The following is a 17,308-nucleotide window of genomic DNA, read 5'->3' as shown; positions in this document are numbered from 1 at the left end:
CTCAACCCCCTGCAATAACCTGAAAAAGCAGGATCTGGTCGCCATCCTGCACGATATGTTGCGTCCACTGCTCACGCGGGACGATTTGCTGATTAATCGCCAGAGCCGCGCCCGCTTGTCGTTGGTCGAGTTGCTCCAGTAGTTCGTGAACAGTTTGCCCGGCGGCGCACTGCATCGGTTGATCGTTAAACAGGATCTGCATTGCTTCCTCCGCATACCGGGCAACCACTGGCGCGGCGCAACGCCAGGCTGCGCCACTGGCTCGATTTACCGTCGAACAGTCGGAGTTCTCCCGCAGGTGTCTCTATACCGCTTAATAACTTAATGGCTTCCAGTGCCTGCAAAGTGCCCATAACCCCGACCACCGGGCCAACCACGCCCGCCGTGCGGCAGTTGCGTTCTGGCTCCTGGTTATCTGGCCACAGGCAGCGGTAACACCCCTGCTCCCAGGGCGGCGTCAGTACCATCAACTGACCGCCAAATCCGACCGCGCTGGCGGTGATAAGCGGCGTGTTGAGTACCACGCAGGCGGCATTAATCTCCTGGCGAGTCGCCATATTGTCGGTACAGTCGAGCACCACATCGGCCCGTGCAACCGCATCTTTTAACGCCTCACCCGTTAACCGTTGTTGTAATGCTGTCAGTTGAATATCGGGATTCAACTGTGTCAGTCGCTGATGGCTGACCTGCGATTTCGGGCGATCGATATCTTCAGTGGTAAAGAGGATTTGTCGTTGCAGATTGCTTAAATGCACATCGTCGTCATCTGCCAGTACCAGCGTCCCGACGCCAGCCCCCGCCAGGTATAGCGCAGCAGGTGTACCCAGCCCGCCAAGACCAATAATCAGCACCTGGCTGTCGAGCAGTTTTTGCTGCCCGTCCAGAGCGATATCGTCGAGCAGAATTTGGCGGCTATAACGCATAAAGTCACGGTCATTCATCGCCAACTCCTGCAATTTCCAGCAACTGTGCCGTTGCCAAACGCCAGTCTGCGGCTTGAGTAATGGCGCTGACGACGGCGATACTGCCGACACCCGTTGCTATCACCGCAGGCGCGCGCGCCAGACTGATACCGCCAATCGCCACGGTGGGATAATCCGCCAGTCGCTCAACATGCCGTGCCAGCTGTTCCAGCCCCTGCGGTGCAGAAGGCATCTGTTTGGTTTGCGTCGGGAACACATGTCCCAGCGCGATATAAGAGGGGCGTGCTGCCAGCGCGACGTCGATTTCCATATCGTCATGTGTCGAAACGCCCAGCCGCAGGCCTGCCGCGCGGATGGCATTGAGATCGGTGGCTTGCAAATCTTCCTGCCCCAAATGGACGCCATACGCCTGATGCTTGATCGCCAGCCGCCAGTAATCGTTGATAAACAATCGCGCGTTATAGCGGCGGCCCAGCGCAATTGCCGCCACGACATCGGCTTCCACCTCTTCATTGCGCCGATCTTTGATGCGTAGCTGGAGAGTACGTACGCCTGCATCCAACAGACGTTCGATCCACTGTACGCTGTCCACCACCGGGTACAGTCCTAAACGAAAAGGTACAGGAGGAAAATCAGGCTGATACATCACGCTTCCTCCTTACGCAGGTAGATTTCTCCGCCTCTGGCGCGGAAGTTCTCCGACATATCCGCCATTCCCACTTCAATGGTTTGCGCGGCGGCGTAATCACGTACTTCCTGGCTGATTTTCATCGAGCAGAATTTCGGCCCACACATGGAGCAAAAATGGGCGACTTTACCTGACTCTTGCGGCAGGGTTTCATCGTGATAAGCGCGGGCGGTAAACGGGTCGAGGGCCAGATTAAACTGGTCTTCCCAGCGAAATTCGAAGCGGGCTTTCGACATGGCGTTATCGCGAATTTGCGCGCCTGGATGCCCTTTCGCCAGGTCAGCGGCGTGGGCGGCAATCTTATAGGTGATAAGCCCCTGCTTAACATCTTCTTTATTAGGCAGACCCAGATGCTCTTTTGGCGTTACGTAACAGAGCATCGCGCAGCCAAACCAGCCAATCATCGCCGCACCAATCCCCGACGTGAAGTGGTCATAGCCCGGCGCAATATCGGTAGTTAGCGGCCCCAGAGTGTAAAACGGCGCTTCGTGGCAGTGCTCTAACTCCTCGGTCATATTGCGGCGGATCATCTGCATCGGCACGTGGCCTGGGCCTTCAATCATCACCTGCACGTCATATTCCCAGGCAATTTTGGTCAGTTCGCCCAGCGTATGCAGCTCGGCAAACTGCGCTTCATCGTTGGCGTCCTGAATAGAACCGGGGCGCAGACCGTCGCCCAGCGACAGCGAAACGTCATAAGCGGCACAGATTTCACAAATTTCGCGGAAGTGTTGATAGAGGAAATTTTCCTGATGATGGGAGAGGCACCATTTCGCCATAATCGAACCGCCGCGAGAGACGATACCGGTCAGGCGTTTCGCGGTCATCGGCACATAGCGCAGCAGTACGCCCGCATGGATAGTGAAGTAATCCACACCTTGCTCGGCCTGTTCCAGCAGCGTGTCGCGGAACGCTTCCCAGGTAAGATCTTCGGCGATCCCGTTAACCTTCTCCAGCGCCTGGTAGATCGGCACTGTACCGATCGGCACCGGGCTGTTACGCAAAATCCACTCGCGGGTTTCGTGAATATAGCGACCGGTGGAGAGATCCATCACCGTATCCGCTCCCCAGCGCGTGGACCATACCAGCTTTTCCACTTCTTCTTCGATGGAAGAGGTGACCGCCGAGTTGCCGATATTGGCGTTAACTTTTACCAGGAAATTGCGACCAATAATCATCGGCTCCGATTCCGGATGATTAATGTTGGCCGGGATAATCGCACGTCCGGCAGCAACTTCATCACGGACAAATTCCGCAGTGATATTTTCCGGCAGATGTGCGCCAAAGCTCATTCCCGGATGCTGGTGGCGTAAAACCTCGCTACGGATGCGCTCGCGGCCCATATTCTCGCGGATGGCGATGAATTCCATTTCCGGCGTGATGATGCCCTGGCGGGCGTAGTGCAGTTGGGTGACACGGCGTCCTGTTTTGGCGCGTTTTGGCGTTAATAAGCCGCTAAAACGTAGCTCGTCGAGACCATCATCTGCCAGCCGCGTTCTGGTGTAATCGGAACTGCGCACGGTAAGTTCTTCGGTATCGCCGCGCGCATCGATCCACGGCTGGCGTAGTTTTGCCAGCCCTTGCTGCACGTTAATGGCGATCTGCGGATCACCATACGGGCCGGAGGTGTCGTAGACCGGAATCGCTTCGTTTTCTTCGTACTGCGGCTGTTCTTTGCTACCGCCAATTAGCGTCGGGCTAAGCTGGATCTCACGCATCGGCACGCGCACGCCGGGGTGTGTGCCAGTGATATAAATGCGTTTTGAGTTGGGAAAGGCGGTGCCTTCCAGGGTGTCGATAAAATGTTGGGCCCGGGCGCGTTGTTCGCGGCGGGTCAGTTTTGTTGCAGACATAGCTCATTCCAAAAAGTCAAGGACGTGGCTTGTCAGACGACGGATGAAGCAAGAGACGATCGCCGCAAAGGCGATGCGATAGCAGATTAACTCTTGTTCCCTTCGCAGGTATTAGCCTGATCAGGTTCCGCGGATCCCGAATAAACGGTCTCAGCCAGTTAAGGCACTCCGACAAGAAATTAGCCCCCACAAACGGGGCGTTGAATGTAAATTACGCGTTAACAGCGCAGAACTCAAGCAGGATGTTTGACGCGGGCGGCGTCAAGCACCAGCAGAATCAGCTTATCTTCCAGCACAAAGCGCGCTTCCAGCGCCTCGCCGATGTCAGATAAAACCTGTTGAAACTCAAGGTAATTATCATGATCGATGGCGGTTTCCAGGCTGGAATCGTAGTAATCCATAATCTGTTGGGTATTGGCTTCGAGTTGCGGCCAAATCTTCGCGGCGCGCGCGAGTTGCCCGTTGCCTTCCAGCTTATGAAGAATGCGCTCATAAATACTGAAATGTCCGGCAGACAAGTAATCGACCAGGCTCTGACAAAAATCATCAAGGGCTTTTTCGTTTAGCCTCATGTACGATTCTTTGCCAAGCTTAATGCCAACCAGATTGTAGTAAGCCACGAGCAGATGCTTACGTACATGTAGCCAGCGATCAACCAGTTTGTTACTTCCTCTGACGCGCTCCGTCAGGTTATCGAGCTGGTTAAGCATGATTGACTCCGCAAGTTTGTATTCAAAAACTGCTCAGTGAGAAATGTAAAAACCATGTTAAACATGCCAGTGATGCAAAGGTAGTGCAAGAGCTATGGATCGTATAATTGAAAAATTAGATCACGGCTGGTGGGTCGTCAGCCATGAACAAAAATTATGGTTGCCGAAGGGAGAATTGCCATATGGCGAAGCGGCAAATTTCGATCTTGTGGGTCAGCGCGCACTACAAATCGGCGAATGGCAGGGGGAACCTGTTTGGTTAGTACAACAGCAGCGGCGTCACGATATGGGGTCGGTACGTCAGGTCATTGATCTCGATGTTGGGCTGTTTCAACTGGCCGGACGAGGCGTACAACTGGCGGAGTTTTACCGATCGCATAAATACTGTGGTTACTGCGGGCATGAAATGTATCCGAGCAAAACCGAATGGGCGATGCTGTGCAGCCATTGCCGTGAGCGTTACTACCCGCAAATCGCCCCCTGCATTATTGTTGCCATCCGTCGCGATGATTCGATCCTCCTCGCCCAGCATACCCGCCATCGTAACGGTGTCCATACAGTACTTGCCGGATTCGTCGAAGTGGGCGAAACCCTCGAGCAGGCAGTCGCGCGGGAAGTGATGGAAGAGAGCGGAATTAAAGTTAAAAACTTGCGTTACGTGACTTCTCAGCCGTGGCCGTTTCCTCAGTCTTTAATGACCGCGTTTATGGCGGAATATGACAGCGGCGACATCGTGATCGACCCGAAAGAATTGCTCGAGGCGAACTGGTATCGCTATGACGATTTGCCGTTACTCCCGCCGCCCGGCACCGTAGCGCGCCGTCTGATAGAAGATACTGTGGCGATGTGTCGGGCAGAGTATGAGTGATGATACACTGACCGCCTGACGCACTAAGGAACAGCCAAAATGACCGAACTTAAAAACGATCGTTATCTGCGGGCGCTGCTGCGCCAGCCCGTTGATGTCACTCCAGTATGGATGATGCGCCAGGCGGGTCGCTATCTACCGGAATATAAAGCCACGCGCGCCCAGGCGGGCGATTTTATGTCGCTGTGCAAAAACGCCGAGCTGGCGTGCGAAGTGACTTTGCAACCGCTGCGTCGCTACCCGCTGGATGCGGCGATCCTCTTTTCCGATATCCTCACCGTGCCGGACGCGATGGGGTTAGGGCTCTATTTTGAAGCCGGAGAAGGTCCGCGTTTTACCTCGCCAGTCACCTGCAAAGCCGACGTCGATAAACTGCCAATTCCGGACCCGGAAGATGAGCTGGGTTACGTGATGAACGCGGTGCGTACCATTCGTCGCGAACTGAAAGGCGAAGTGCCGCTGATTGGTTTTTCCGGCAGCCCGTGGACGCTGGCGACCTACATGGTGGAAGGCGGCAGCAGCAAAGCGTTCACCGTGATCAAAAAAATGATGTATGCCGATCCGCAGGCGCTGCACGCTCTACTCGATAAACTGGCGAAAAGCGTCACTTTGTATCTGAATGCGCAGATTAAAGCCGGTGCTCAGGCAGTGATGATTTTCGACACCTGGGGCGGTGTGCTTACCGGGCGCGATTATCAACAGTTCTCGCTCTATTACATGCATAAAATTGTTGATGGTTTACTGCGTGAAAACGACGGTCGCCGCGTGCCAGTCACGCTGTTTACCAAAGGCGGCGGACAGTGGCTGGAAGCGATGGCAGAAACCGGTTGCGATGCGTTGGGCCTCGACTGGACAACGGATATCGCCGATGCGCGCCGCCGTGTGGGCAATAAAGTCGCGTTGCAGGGTAATATGGATCCGTCGATGCTGTACGCGCCGCCTGCCCGCATTGAAGAAGAAGTAGCGACTATACTTGCAGGTTTCGGTCACGGCGAAGGTCATGTCTTTAACCTTGGTCACGGCATTCATCAGGATGTGCCGCCAGAACATGCTGGCGTGTTCGTGGAGGCAGTGCATCGACTGTCTGAACAATATCACCGCTAAGGAGTGATTATGGATCTCGCGTCATTACGCGCTCAACAAATCGAACTGGCTTCTTCTGTGATCCGCGAGGATCGACTCGATAAAGATCCACCGGATCTGATCGCCGGAGCCGATGTCGGGTTTGAGCAGGGCGGAGAAGTGACGCGAGCGGCGATGGTGCTGCTGAAATATCCCTCGCTTGAGCTGGTGGAGTATAAAGTTGCCCGCATCGCCACCACCATGCCTTACATTCCAGGTTTTCTTTCCTTCCGCGAATATCCTGCGCTGCTGGCAGCGTGGGAGATGCTGTCGCAAAAGCCGGATTTAGTGTTTGTCGATGGTCATGGGATCTCGCATCCTCGCCGTCTTGGCGTCGCCAGCCATTTTGGTTTGATGGTGGATGTGCCAACGATCGGCGTGGCGAAAAAACGGCTCTGCGGTAAATTCGAACCGCTCTCCAGCGAACCGGGCGCGCTGGCCCCACTGATGGATAAAGGCGAGCAGCTGGCCTGGGTCTGGCGCAGCAAAGCGCGCTGTAACCCGTTGTTTATCGCTACCGGCCATCGGGTCAGCGTGGACAGCGCGCTGGCGTGGGTACAACGCTGCATGAAAGGCTATCGTCTGCCGGAGCCAACGCGCTGGGCGGACGCGGTGGCCTCGGAACGTCCGGCGTTCGTGCGCTATACAGCAAATCAGCCCTAATTCAGGTAAACTGCGGATAATTTCCGTATTTGAGAACTCAACATGTTACAAAACCCAATTCATCTGCGTCTGGAGCGCCTGGAAAGCTGGCAGCATGTCACTTTCATGGCTTGCTTATGCGAACGCATGTACCCCAATTACGCCATGTTCTGCCAGCAAACCGGTTTTGGTGATGGGCAAATTTACCGTCGTATTCTCGATCTCATCTGGGAAACGCTGACCGTTAAAGACGCAAAAGTAAATTTCGACAGCCAACTGGAGAAATTTGAAGAAGCGATTCCTTCAGCCGACGATTTCGATCTGTACGGCGTTTATCCGGCAATCGATGCCTGCGTGGCGTTAAGTGAACTGGTCCATTCGCGTTTGAGTGGTGAAACGCTCGAACACGCGGTGGAAGTGAGTAAGACCTCCATCACGACCGTTGCGATGCTGGAAATGACTCAGGCTGGTCGCGAAATGAGCGATGAAGAGCTTAAAGAAAACCCAGCTGTAGAGCAAGAATGGGACATTCAGTGGGAAATATTCCGACTTTTAGCTGAGTGCGAAGAACGCGATATCGAGCTGATAAAAGGCCTTAGGGCAGACCTGCGTGAGGCGGGTGAGAGCAATATTGGTATAATTTTTCAGCAATAAGACCAGAAAACGTGATTTAACGCCTGATTTGTCGTACCTGGAGTCTTCCCTTTCGCCCCCCGTCTGGTCTACATTTGGGGGGCGAAAAAAAGTGGCTATCGGTGCGTGTATGCAGGAGAGTGCTATTCTGGCATTTCCGTCGCACTCGATGCTTAGCAAGCGATAAACACATTGTAAGGATAACTTATGAACAAGACTCAACTGATTGATGTAATTGCAGAGAAAGCAGAACTGTCCAAAACCCAGGCTAAAGCTGCTCTGGAGTCCACTCTGGCTGCAATTACTGAGTCTCTGAAAGAAGGCGATGCTGTACAACTGGTTGGTTTCGGTACCTTCAAAGTGAACCACCGCGCTGAGCGTACTGGCCGCAACCCGCAGACCGGTAAAGAAATCAAAATTGCCGCAGCTAACGTACCGGCATTTGTTTCTGGCAAGGCACTGAAAGACGCAGTTAAGTAAGATTGCGTGGCAGTGAACAGTTTTAACGAAGGGGTGGTTTCACCCCTTTTGTCTTTCTGGCGTCGATCATTGATGCTGGCTGGCGCTCTGCTTCTCACTGCCTGTAGTCATAACTCTTCACTTCCTCCCTTTACCGCCAGTGGATTTGCTGAAGACCAGGGCGCGGTACGCATCTGGCGAAAAGACAGCGGCGATAATGTGCATCTGCTTGCCGTGTTTAGCCCGTGGCGCAGTGGCGATACCACGACGCGAGAGTATCGCTGGCAGGGCGATAACCTCACGCTCATCAATATCAATGTTTACAGCAAACCGCCGGTGAATATTCGCGCGCGTTTTGACGATCGCGGTGATCTGAGCTTTATGCAACGTGAATCCGATGGGGAAAAGCAGCAGCTTTCTAACGACCAAATCGATTTATACCGTTATCGTGCTGATCAGATCCGCCAGATTAGCGATGCCTTACGTCAGGGGAGAGTCGTGCTGCGCCAGGGGCGCTGGCATGCGATGGAACAGACCGTGACCACCTGCGAAGGGCAAACCATTAAACCTGATTTAGATTCGCAGGCGATAGCGCATATCGAGCGCCGCCAGAGCCGCTCTTCTGTTGATGTCAGCGTGGCATGGCTGGAAGCGCCCGAAGGTTCGCAATTACTGTTAGTGGCAAACTCTGATTTCTGTCGCTGGCAACCCAACGAGAAAACGTTCTGATTTACCAGTGGCCCATACCCATATGACCGCCACCACCGCAGCCGCCGTAGCCCATGCCCATTCCGGCTCCGCGCGGAATACCCGCTTCAGCCATCGCGATATCTCGTTTCACCCGTAACTCATCTAACGACTGACGCAAATTCTCCATCTCTTTGGCGACCGCGTTAATTTTGCTGCTATCCGGTGGGTTCGCGGCTAACAGGGCATTGTATTCATAACGCTTCGTCACCAGTTGCTGTTGCAGTGCGCTGCTTTGAGCGTAAAAGTCATTATGGATTTTCTGCCACGCTGTCTGTTGTTCGCTGGTCAAAGGCGCGGCATTTTGCTGCCACATACCGTGTCCGCCGTGAGCAAATGCAGATGTCGATCCCATCGCCATTGCTGAAAGCGCCATCATTACCAGGGCAATTTTCGTGTTCCGTTTCATGGTTAATCCTCCAGTGGTTGTCTTACTTCGGGTATTGCATCTTCCGTGCCAACGATGAAACGCTGATATGACGGGTAATCTGGCATGATAAACGAGTAAAAATGACTCGCCTGCTGCGGGTAGCGAGTCATTTTTACTCATTGAAACTTAAGCCTTTGTGTTACAGCGCAGGGTAAGCGCTGATAAAAGATGGCATGATTTCTGCTGTCAGAAAGGGATGAGCAGGCAAAGAAGAAGATGCGTTTTATGCAACGTTCTAAAGACTCCTTAGCTAAATGGTTAAGCGCGATCCTCCCCGTGGTCATTGTTGGGCTGGTAGGGTTGTTTGCGGTGACGGTGATTCGCGATTATGGGCGCGAGACTGCCGCCGCCAGACAAACGCTGCTGGAAAAAGGCAGTGTACTTATTCGCGCTCTTGAATCCGGCTCGCGCGTCGGCATGGGGATGCGCATGCATCATGCGCAGCAGCAGGCCTTACTGGAAGAAATGGCCGGGCAGCCTGGAGTACGTTGGTTTGCGGTCACGGATGAACAAGGAACAATCGTGATGCATAGCAACTCCGGCATGGTGGGAAAACAGCTTTATTCCCCGCAGGAAATGCAGCAGTTACATCCGGGAGATGAAGAAGCGTGGCGGCGGATCGATAGCGCAGACGGCGAGCCTGTTCTGGAAATTTATCGCCAGTTTCAACCGATGTTTGCTGCTGGAATGCACCGGATGCGCCATATGCAGCAGTATGCCGCGACACCACAAGCAATTTTCATCGCTTTCGACGCCAGTAATATTGTGAGTGCCGAAGATCGTGAGCAGAGAAACACCCTGATTATCCTCTTCGCCCTGGCGACGGTCTTGCTGGCAAGCGTATTGTCATTCTTCTGGTATCGCCGCTATTTGCGCTCGCGCCAGCTTCTACAAGATGAAATGAAGCGCAAAGAGAAGCTGGTGGCGCTGGGGCATCTTGCGGCAGGCGTTGCCCACGAAATCCGTAACCCACTTTCCTCGATTAAAGGACTGGCGAAATACTTTGCCGAGCGCGCGCCTGCAGGGGGAGAAGCGCATCAACTGGCGCAGGTGATGGCGAAAGAGGCCGACCGTTTAAACCGCGTGGTAAGCGAGCTGCTGGAACTGGTTAAGCCAACGCATCTGGCTTTGCAGGCGGTGGATCTCAACACGCTGATTAACCACTCATTACAGCTGGTAAGCCAGGATGCGAACAGCCGGGAGATCCAGTTACGCTTTACCGCCAACGACACATTACCGGAAATTCAGGCCGATCCGGACAGGCTGACTCAGGTCCTGTTGAATCTCTATCTCAATGCTATTCAGGCGATTGGTCAGCATGGCGTGATTAGCGTGACGGCCAGCGAAAGCGGCGCGGGCGTGAAAATCAGCGTTACCGACAGCGGTAAGGGAATTGCGGCAGATCAGCTTGATGCCATCTTCACTCCGTACTTCACCACTAAAGCCGAAGGCACCGGACTGGGGCTGGCGGTCGTGCATAATATTGTTGAACAACACGGTGGTACAATTCAGGTCGCAAGCCAGGAGGGAAAAGGCGCAACGTTCACCCTCTGGCTTCCGGTCACTATTACGCGTAAGGGCCCACAAGGATGACGCACGATAATATCGATATTCTGGTGGTGGATGATGACATTAGCCACTGCACTATTTTGCAGGCTTTACTGCGCGGCTGGGGCTATAACGTCGCGCTGGCGAACAGCGGGCGACAGGCGCTGGAGCAGGTGCGGGAACAGGTTTTTGATCTTGTGCTTTGCGATGTGCGAATGGCGGAGATGGACGGCATTGCCACGCTAAAAGAGATCAAAGCGTTAAATCCGGCGATTCCGGTGCTGATTATGACCGCATACTCCAGCGTCGAGACGGCGGTAGAAGCGTTGAAAACCGGGGCGCTGGATTATCTCATCAAGCCGCTGGATTTCGATAACCTGCAGGCGACGCTGGAAAAGGCGCTCGCGCATACGCACAGTATTGACGCTGAAACGCCTGCGGTGTCTGCCAGCCAGTTCGGTATGGTCGGTAAAAGCCCGGCGATGCAACACCTGCTCAGTGAAATCGCCCTCGTCGCGCCATCGGAAGCCACGGTGCTGATCCACGGCGATTCCGGCACCGGTAAAGAGCTGGTCGCCAGGGCGATTCACGCCAGTAGCGCACGTAGCGAAAAACCGCTGGTAACGCTCAACTGTGCGGCACTCAACGAATCCTTGCTGGAATCTGAATTGTTCGGTCACGAAAAAGGGGCGTTCACTGGAGCCGATAGACGCCGGGAAGGGCGCTTTGTTGAGGCGGACGGCGGCACGCTGTTTCTCGATGAAATTGGCGATATCTCGCCGATGATGCAGGTGCGTCTGCTGCGTGCGATTCAGGAGCGCGAAGTTCAGCGTGTCGGTAGCAACCAGACTATCTCGGTTGATGTCCGGTTGATTGCGGCGACCCATCGCGATCTTGCCGCAGAGGTGAATGCCGGGCGTTTTCGCCAGGATCTCTACTATCGCCTGAATGTGGTGGCGATTGAAGTACCATCGCTGCGGCAACGGCGGGAAGATATCCCTCTGCTGGCTGTCCATTTTCTTCAGCGCTTTGCCGAGCGTAATCGCAAGGCGGTAAAAGGCTTTACGCCACAGGCGATGGATTTGCTGATCCACTACGACTGGCCGGGAAATATTCGTGAACTGGAAAACGCGGTGGAACGGGCGGTGGTGCTGCTGACCGGGGAATATATTTCCGAACGCGAGCTGCCGCTGGCGATTGCCGGTACGCCGATCCCACTGGGGCAAAGTCAGGATATTCAGCCGCTGGTGGAAGTCGAAAAAGAAGTGATTCTGGCGGCACTGGAGAAAACGGGCGGCAACAAAACCGAAGCCGCCCGTCAGTTAGGGATCACGCGCAAAACGCTATTGGCAAAACTGTCGCGTTAGTTCTGCTCGCGTTCGATAGCGCGCCAGCCGATATCTTTCCGGCAGAAGCAGTCGTCCCAGTGAATATCGGTCATTAAGGCATAAGCGCGTTTCTGCGCTTCTGCCACGGTATGACCCAGCGCGGTGACGCACAGTACGCGCCCGCCGCTGGTCACTACCTGCTCGTTATCCGCCAGTTTCGTGCCCGCGTGGAACACTTTGCCGCCTGCCACTTCTTCCAGCGGCAGGCCGTGGATCACATCGCCGGTGCGGTAATCGCCCGGATATCCACCCGCAGCCATCACCACGCCGAGAGAAGCACGCTCATCCCACTCTGACGTTTTCTCGTCCAGTTTGCCTTCACAGGCCGCCAGGCAGAGCTCAACCAGATCGGACTTCATGCGCAGCATAATCGGCTGGGTTTCTGGATCGCCAAAGCGGCAGTTAAATTCGATAACCTTCGGATTGCCCTGTTTGTCGATCATCAGGCCCGCGTAGAGAAAACCGGTGTAGGTGTTGCCTTCCGCCGCCATGCCTTTCACGGTTGGCCAGATGATACGTTCCATGGTGCGCTGATGAACTTCATCGGTTACTACCGGCGCGGGGGAGTAAGCGCCCATCCCGCCCGTGTTTGGTCCGGTATCTTTATCGCCTACGCGTTTGTGATCCTGGCTGGTGGCCATCGGCAGCACATGCTCGCCGTCTACCATCACGATAAAGCTCGCTTCTTCGCCGTCGAGGAACTCTTCGATAACGATGCGATGACCCGCGTCGCCAAAAGCGTTGCCCGCCAGCATATCGTGAACAGCCGCTTCGGCTTCTTCCAGCGTCATCGCCACGATAACGCCTTTCCCGGCTGCCAGACCGTCCGCTTTAATGACGATCGGCGCACCTTTCTCACGCAGATACGCCAGCGCAGGTTCTACCTCGGTGAAGTTCTGGTATTCCGCTGTAGGGATCTTATGGCGGGCCAGGAAATCTTTGGTAAACGCTTTCGAACCTTCCAGTTGCGCGGCACCTGCGGTTGGGCCGAAGATTTTCATCCCGGCGGCGCGGAAGGTATCGACCACGCCTTTCACCAGCGGCGCTTCCGGGCCGACGATGGTCAGATCAATCTTTTCGTTTTGTGCGAAATCCAACAGCGCCGGGATATCGGTCACGCCGATAGCAACGTTTTGCAGCGCGGGTTCCAGCGCAGTGCCTGCATTACCCGGAGCAACAAAAACAGTTTCAACCAGCGGCGACTGCGCCGCTTTCCAGGCCAGCGCGTGCTCGCGCCCGCCGTTACCAATCACTAATACTTTCATCTATTGCTCCATTAATGGCGGAAGTGGCGCATGTCGGTGAAGAGCATCGCAATACCGTGCTCGTCGGCGGCGGCAATCACTTCGTCATCACGGATAGAACCGCCAGGCTGGATTACGCAGGTCACGCCTGCAGCGGCGGCGGCATCAATACCGTCGCGGAACGGGAAGAACGCGTCAGAAGCCATCGAGGAACCTTTCACTTCCAGGCCTTCATCGGCAGCTTTAATACCGGCGATTTTCGCGGAGTACACGCGGCTCATCTGGCCCGCGCCAATCCCGATGGTCATATTGTTTTTGGCATAGACGATAGCGTTGGATTTCACGAACTTCGCCACTTTCCAGCAGAACAGCGCATCACGCAGTTCCTGTTCGGTCGGCTGACGTTGGGTGACGACGCGCAGTTCTTCCGCACCGACCATGCCCAGGTCACGATCCTGAACCAGCAGACCGCCGTTCACGCGTTTGAAATCAAGACCCGGAACACGCTCGCCCCACTGACCGCAGGTCAGAACGCGTACGTTCTGCTTGGCGGCGGTGATTTTCAGGGCTTCTTCGCTGGCGGAAGGCGCAATAATCACTTCGACAAACTGACGAGAAATGATGGCCTGTGCGGTTTCCGCATCCAGCTCGCGGTTAAAGGCAATGATGCCGCCGAATGCGGAGGTTGGGTCGGTTTTGTACGCGCGATCGTAAGCATCAAGAATGGAATTGCCGATAGCCACGCCGCAAGGGTTGGCGTGCTTCACAATCACACATGCCGGCTCGGCGAACTCTTTCACGCACTCCAGCGCCGCATCGGTATCGGCGATGTTGTTATAAGAGAGGGCTTTACCCTGAACCTGGGTTGCGGTAGCAACGGAGGCTTCTTTCACATTCTCTTCTATATAGAAGGCAGCCTGCTGGTGGCTGTTCTCGCCGTAACGCATATCCTGCTTCTTAATGAAGTTCAGGTTCAGCGTGCGTGGGAAGCGACCGGCGGCTTCTTTGCTTTCACCGTGGTAAGCCGGAACCATGCTGCCGAAGTAGTTGGCAATCATGCTGTCGTAGGCGGCAGTGTGTTCGAAGGCTTTGATGGCGAGGTCGAAACGGGTTGCAAGCGTCAGCGATCCTTCGTTGTCATCCATCTCTTTAATAATGGCGTCGTAGTCGCTGCTCTTCACCACGATTGCGACATCTTTATGGTTCTTAGCGGCGGAGCGCACCATGGTCGGGCCGCCGATATCGATGTTCTCAACCGCATCTTCCAGCGAGCAGCCTTCACGAGCAACAGTCTGGGCGAACGGATACAGGTTAACAACCACCATATCGATAGGCTGGATCTGATGTTCTTCCATAATGGCATCGTCCTGGCCGCGACGGCCCAGAATGCCACCATGTACTTTCGGATGCAGGGTCTTCACGCGTCCATCCATCATCTCCGGGAAACCGGTGTAATCGGAAACTTCGGTTACCGGCAGACCTTTTTCTGCTAACAGACGGGCAGTGCCCCTGTAGACAGCAGCTCCACACCGCGTGCGGAAAGTGCCTGGGCGAATTCGACGATACCGGCTTTGTCAGAAACACTGAGCAGAGCGCGGCGGACTGGACGACGTTGTTGCATGGTAAATCCCCTGGATTTGACTATTACAGAGAGCGTTAGCTGAATTTTTCGCGAAAAACTCAGCTAACGCCCCTAACGGGGCATCCTTATTTTTCGCCCGCATTGTAACGAAAACGTTTGCGCAACGCTCGCGAATTTTTCTCTTTCAATGGTGATCACAATTTTGACAGTGGTTACCGTGGGAAAAATACAGAAATTACATTGATGATTGTGGATAACTCTGTGCGTAAAAAGGTATAAAGCGGGGTTTTGCTGGGGAATGCAGCAGTCAGTCATTTTTCTGCAATTTTTCTATTGCGGCCTGCGGAGAACTCCCTATAATGCGCCTCCATCGACACGGCGGATGTGAATCACTTCACACAAACAGCCGGTTCGGTTGAAGAGAAAAATCCTGAAATTCAGGGTTGACTCTGAAAGAGGAAAGCGTAATATACGCCACCTCGCGACAGTGCGCTAAAGCGCGTCGCAACTGCTCTTTAACAATTTATCAGACAATCTGTGTGGGCACTCGAAGATACGGATTCTTAACGTCGCAAGACGAAAAATGAATACCAAGTCTCAAGAGTGAACACGTAATTCATTACGAAGTTTAATTCTTTGAGCATCAAACTTTTAAATTGAAGAGTTTGATCATGGCTCAGATTGAACGCTGGCGGCAGGCCTAACACATGCAAGTCGAACGGTAACAGGAAACAGCTTGCTGTTTCGCTGACGAGTGGCGGACGGGTGAGTAATGTCTGGGAAACTGCCTGATGGAGGGGGATAACTACTGGAAACGGTAGCTAATACCGCATAACGTCGCAAGACCAAAGAGGGGGACCTTCGGGCCTCTTGCCATCGGATGTGCCCAGATGGGATTAGCTAGTAGGTGGGGTAACGGCTCACCTAGGCGACGATCCCTAGCTGGTCTGAGAGGATGACCAGCCACACTGGAACTGAGACACGGTCCAGACTCCTACGGGAGGCAGCAGTGGGGAATATTGCACAATGGGCGCAAGCCTGATGCAGCCATGCCGCGTGTATGAAGAAGGCCTTCGGGTTGTAAAGTACTTTCAGCGGGGAGGAAGGGAGTAAAGTTAATACCTTTGCTCATTGACGTTACCCGCAGAAGAAGCACCGGCTAACTCCGTGCCAGCAGCCGCGGTAATACGGAGGGTGCAAGCGTTAATCGGAATTACTGGGCGTAAAGCGCACGCAGGCGGTTTGTTAAGTCAGATGTGAAATCCCCGGGCTCAACCTGGGAACTGCATCTGATACTGGCAAGCTTGAGTCTCGTAGAGGGGGGTAGAATTCCAGGTGTAGCGGTGAAATGCGTAGAGATCTGGAGGAATATCGGTGGCGAAGGCGGCCCCCTGGACGAAGACTGACGCTCAGGTGCGAAAGCGTGGGGAGCAAACAGGATTAGATACCCTGGTAGTCCACGCCGTAAACGATGTCGACTTGGAGGTTGTGCCCTTGAGGCGTGGCTTCCGGAGCTAACGCGTTAAGTCGACCGCCTGGGGAGTACGGCCGCAAGGTTAAAACTCAAATGAATTGACGGGGGCCCGCACAAGCGGTGGAGCATGTGGTTTAATTCGATGCAACGCGAAGAACCTTACCTGGTCTTGACATCCACGGAAGTTTTCAGAGATGAGAATGTGCCTTCGGGAACCGTGAGACAGGTGCTGCATGGCTGTCGTCAGCTCGTGTTGTGAAATGTTGGGTTAAGTCCCGCAACGAGCGCAACCCTTATCCTTTGTTGCCAGCGGTCCGGCCGGGAACTCAAAGGAGACTGCCAGTGATAAACTGGAGGAAGGTGGGGATGACGTCAAGTCATCATGGCCCTTACGACCAGGGCTACACACGTGCTACAATGGCGCATACAAAGAGAAGCGACCTCGCGAGAGCAAGCGGACCTCATAAAGTGCGTCGTAGTCCGGATTGGAGTCTGCAACTCGACTCCATGAAGTCGGAATCGCTAGTAATCGTGGATCAGAATGCCACGGTGAATACGTTCCCGGGCCTTGTACACACCGCCCGTCACACCATGGGAGTGGGTTGCAAAAGAAGTAGGTAGCTTAACCTTCGGGAGGGCGCTTACCACTTTGTGATTCATGACTGGGGTGAAGTCGTAACAAGGTAACCGTAGGGGAACCTGCGGTTGGATCACCTCCTTACCTTAAAGAAGCGTACTTTGCAGTGCTCACACAGATTGTCTGATAGAAAGTGAAAAGCAAGGCGTCTTGCGAAGCAGACTGATACGTCCCCTTCGTCTAGAGGCCCAGGACACCGCCCTTTCACGGCGGTAACAGGGGTTCGAATCCCCTAGGGGACGCCACTTGCTGGTTTGTGAGTGAAAGTCACCTGCCTTAATATCTCAAAACTCATCTTCGGGTGATGTTTGAGATATTTGCTCTTTAAAAATCTGGATCAAGCTGAAAATTGAAACACTG

The 17,308-nt window shown here is 54.3% G+C and carries 15 protein-coding genes, 1 tRNA gene, 1 rRNA gene, 1 pseudogene and 1 riboswitch; of the genes and pseudogenes, 10 read left to right on the top strand and 8 right to left on the bottom strand.

What is annotated here, in order from left to right:
• Position 1: 1 nt before the first annotated feature.
• The 5 genes from thiS to C1P89_RS18000 all read right to left on the bottom strand — a co-directional run bounded on the left by thiS (position 2) and on the right by C1P89_RS18000 (position 4,174).
• The gene (gene thiS, locus C1P89_RS18020) at positions 2 to 202 is read right to left on the bottom strand and encodes a sulfur carrier protein ThiS (protein WP_001166232.1); all 201 of its coding nucleotides are present in this window, start codon (positions 200 to 202) and stop codon (positions 2 to 4) included.
• On the bottom strand, positions 186 to 941 hold the full coding sequence (gene thiF / locus C1P89_RS18015; protein WP_000999728.1) for a thiazole biosynthesis adenylyltransferase ThiF: 756 nt from the start codon (positions 939 to 941) through the stop codon (positions 186 to 188). The genes thiS and thiF overlap by 17 nt, the downstream gene beginning before the upstream one ends.
• Complete coding sequence (gene thiE / locus C1P89_RS18010) at positions 934 to 1,569, bottom strand: thiamine phosphate synthase (RefSeq protein WP_000284610.1); 636 nt, start codon at positions 1,567 to 1,569, stop codon at positions 934 to 936. The genes thiF and thiE overlap by 8 nt, the downstream gene beginning before the upstream one ends.
• Positions 1,569 to 3,464 carry a phosphomethylpyrimidine synthase ThiC gene (gene thiC, locus C1P89_RS18005; RefSeq protein WP_001276930.1) on the bottom strand — a complete coding sequence of 632 codons (1,896 nt, stop codon included), beginning with the start codon at positions 3,462 to 3,464 and terminating at the stop codon, positions 1,569 to 1,571. The genes thiE and thiC overlap by 1 nt, the downstream gene beginning before the upstream one ends.
• A gap of 80 nt (positions 3,465 to 3,544) precedes the next feature.
• Positions 3,545 to 3,645, bottom strand: a riboswitch (TPP riboswitch).
• A gap of 52 nt (positions 3,646 to 3,697) precedes the next feature.
• Positions 3,698 to 4,174, bottom strand: coding sequence for an Rsd/AlgQ family anti-sigma factor (locus tag C1P89_RS18000; RefSeq protein ID WP_000934297.1), 477 nt, complete (start codon positions 4,172 to 4,174; stop codon positions 3,698 to 3,700).
• Positions 4,175 to 4,268: 94 nt separating this feature from the next.
• Here C1P89_RS18000 and nudC point away from each other — a divergent pair, with 94 nt between their 5' ends.
• The 6 genes from nudC to C1P89_RS17970 all read left to right on the top strand — a co-directional run bounded on the left by nudC (position 4,269) and on the right by C1P89_RS17970 (position 8,627).
• A complete protein-coding gene (gene nudC / locus C1P89_RS17995; protein ID WP_000373940.1) occupies positions 4,269 to 5,042 on the top strand; it encodes an NAD(+) diphosphatase in 774 nt (257 codons plus the stop codon).
• A 39-nt stretch (positions 5,043 to 5,081) separates the two neighbouring features.
• Positions 5,082 to 6,146, top strand: a complete 1,065-nt coding sequence (gene hemE / locus C1P89_RS17990) for a uroporphyrinogen decarboxylase (RefSeq protein ID WP_000137657.1) — start codon at positions 5,082 to 5,084, stop codon at positions 6,144 to 6,146.
• Between the two features lie 9 nt (positions 6,147 to 6,155).
• On the top strand, positions 6,156 to 6,827 hold the full coding sequence (gene nfi / locus C1P89_RS17985) for a deoxyribonuclease V (RefSeq protein ID WP_000362392.1): 672 nt from the start codon (positions 6,156 to 6,158) through the stop codon (positions 6,825 to 6,827).
• Positions 6,828 to 6,869: 42 nt separating this feature from the next.
• The gene (locus tag C1P89_RS17980; RefSeq protein WP_000940106.1) at positions 6,870 to 7,460 is read left to right on the top strand and encodes a YjaG family protein; all 591 of its coding nucleotides are present in this window, start codon (positions 6,870 to 6,872) and stop codon (positions 7,458 to 7,460) included.
• A 186-nt stretch (positions 7,461 to 7,646) separates the two neighbouring features.
• Complete coding sequence (gene hupA, locus C1P89_RS17975) at positions 7,647 to 7,919, top strand: nucleoid-associated protein HU-alpha (RefSeq protein ID WP_001044513.1); 273 nt, start codon at positions 7,647 to 7,649, stop codon at positions 7,917 to 7,919.
• Between the two features lie 12 nt (positions 7,920 to 7,931).
• Positions 7,932 to 8,627 (top strand): DUF1481 domain-containing protein, encoded by a 696-nt coding sequence (locus tag C1P89_RS17970; RefSeq protein ID WP_001084037.1) that lies wholly within the window; start codon positions 7,932 to 7,934, stop codon positions 8,625 to 8,627.
• 1 nt (position 8,628) lies between these two features.
• Here C1P89_RS17970 and zraP read toward each other — a convergent pair whose 3' ends face one another.
• Positions 8,629 to 9,054 carry a zinc resistance sensor/chaperone ZraP gene (gene zraP / locus C1P89_RS17965; RefSeq protein ID WP_000828222.1) on the bottom strand — a complete coding sequence of 142 codons (426 nt, stop codon included), beginning with the start codon at positions 9,052 to 9,054 and terminating at the stop codon, positions 8,629 to 8,631.
• Between the two features lie 237 nt (positions 9,055 to 9,291).
• Between zraP and zraS the strand changes: the two genes are divergently transcribed.
• Positions 9,292 to 10,668, top strand: a complete 1,377-nt coding sequence (zraS, locus tag C1P89_RS17960; RefSeq protein ID WP_001211914.1) for a two-component system sensor histidine kinase ZraS — start codon at positions 9,292 to 9,294, stop codon at positions 10,666 to 10,668.
• Complete coding sequence (zraR, locus tag C1P89_RS17955) at positions 10,665 to 11,990, top strand: sigma-54-dependent response regulator transcription factor ZraR (protein WP_000148502.1); 1,326 nt, start codon at positions 10,665 to 10,667, stop codon at positions 11,988 to 11,990. Before zraS ends, zraR begins: the two co-directional genes overlap by 4 nt.
• On the opposite strand, the gene purD is transcribed toward zraR, so the two are convergent.
• Both purD and purH read right to left on the bottom strand, forming a co-directional pair.
• Entirely contained in the window at positions 11,987 to 13,276 is a 1,290-nt protein-coding gene (purD, locus tag C1P89_RS17950; protein ID WP_000866826.1) for a phosphoribosylamine--glycine ligase, read from the bottom strand. The genes zraR and purD overlap by 4 nt on opposite strands.
• An 11-nt stretch (positions 13,277 to 13,287) precedes the next feature.
• A pseudogene (gene purH, locus C1P89_RS17945) lies at positions 13,288 to 14,876 on the bottom strand (bifunctional phosphoribosylaminoimidazolecarboxamide formyltransferase/IMP cyclohydrolase).
• Between the two features lie 614 nt (positions 14,877 to 15,490).
• Here purH and C1P89_RS17940 point away from each other — a divergent pair.
• Together C1P89_RS17940 and C1P89_RS17935 are read left to right on the top strand one after the other, a co-directional pair.
• Positions 15,491 to 17,032, top strand: a 16S ribosomal RNA gene (locus C1P89_RS17940).
• A gap of 85 nt (positions 17,033 to 17,117) precedes the next feature.
• Positions 17,118 to 17,193: transfer RNA gene (locus C1P89_RS17935), tRNA-Glu, on the top strand.
• Positions 17,194 to 17,308 lie beyond the last annotated feature (115 nt).

Source organism: Shigella sonnei (genome assembly GCF_002950395.1).
Classification (GTDB): domain Bacteria; phylum Pseudomonadota; class Gammaproteobacteria; order Enterobacterales; family Enterobacteriaceae; genus ECMA0423.
This window is presented reverse-complemented; position numbering and strand designations above follow the sequence as displayed.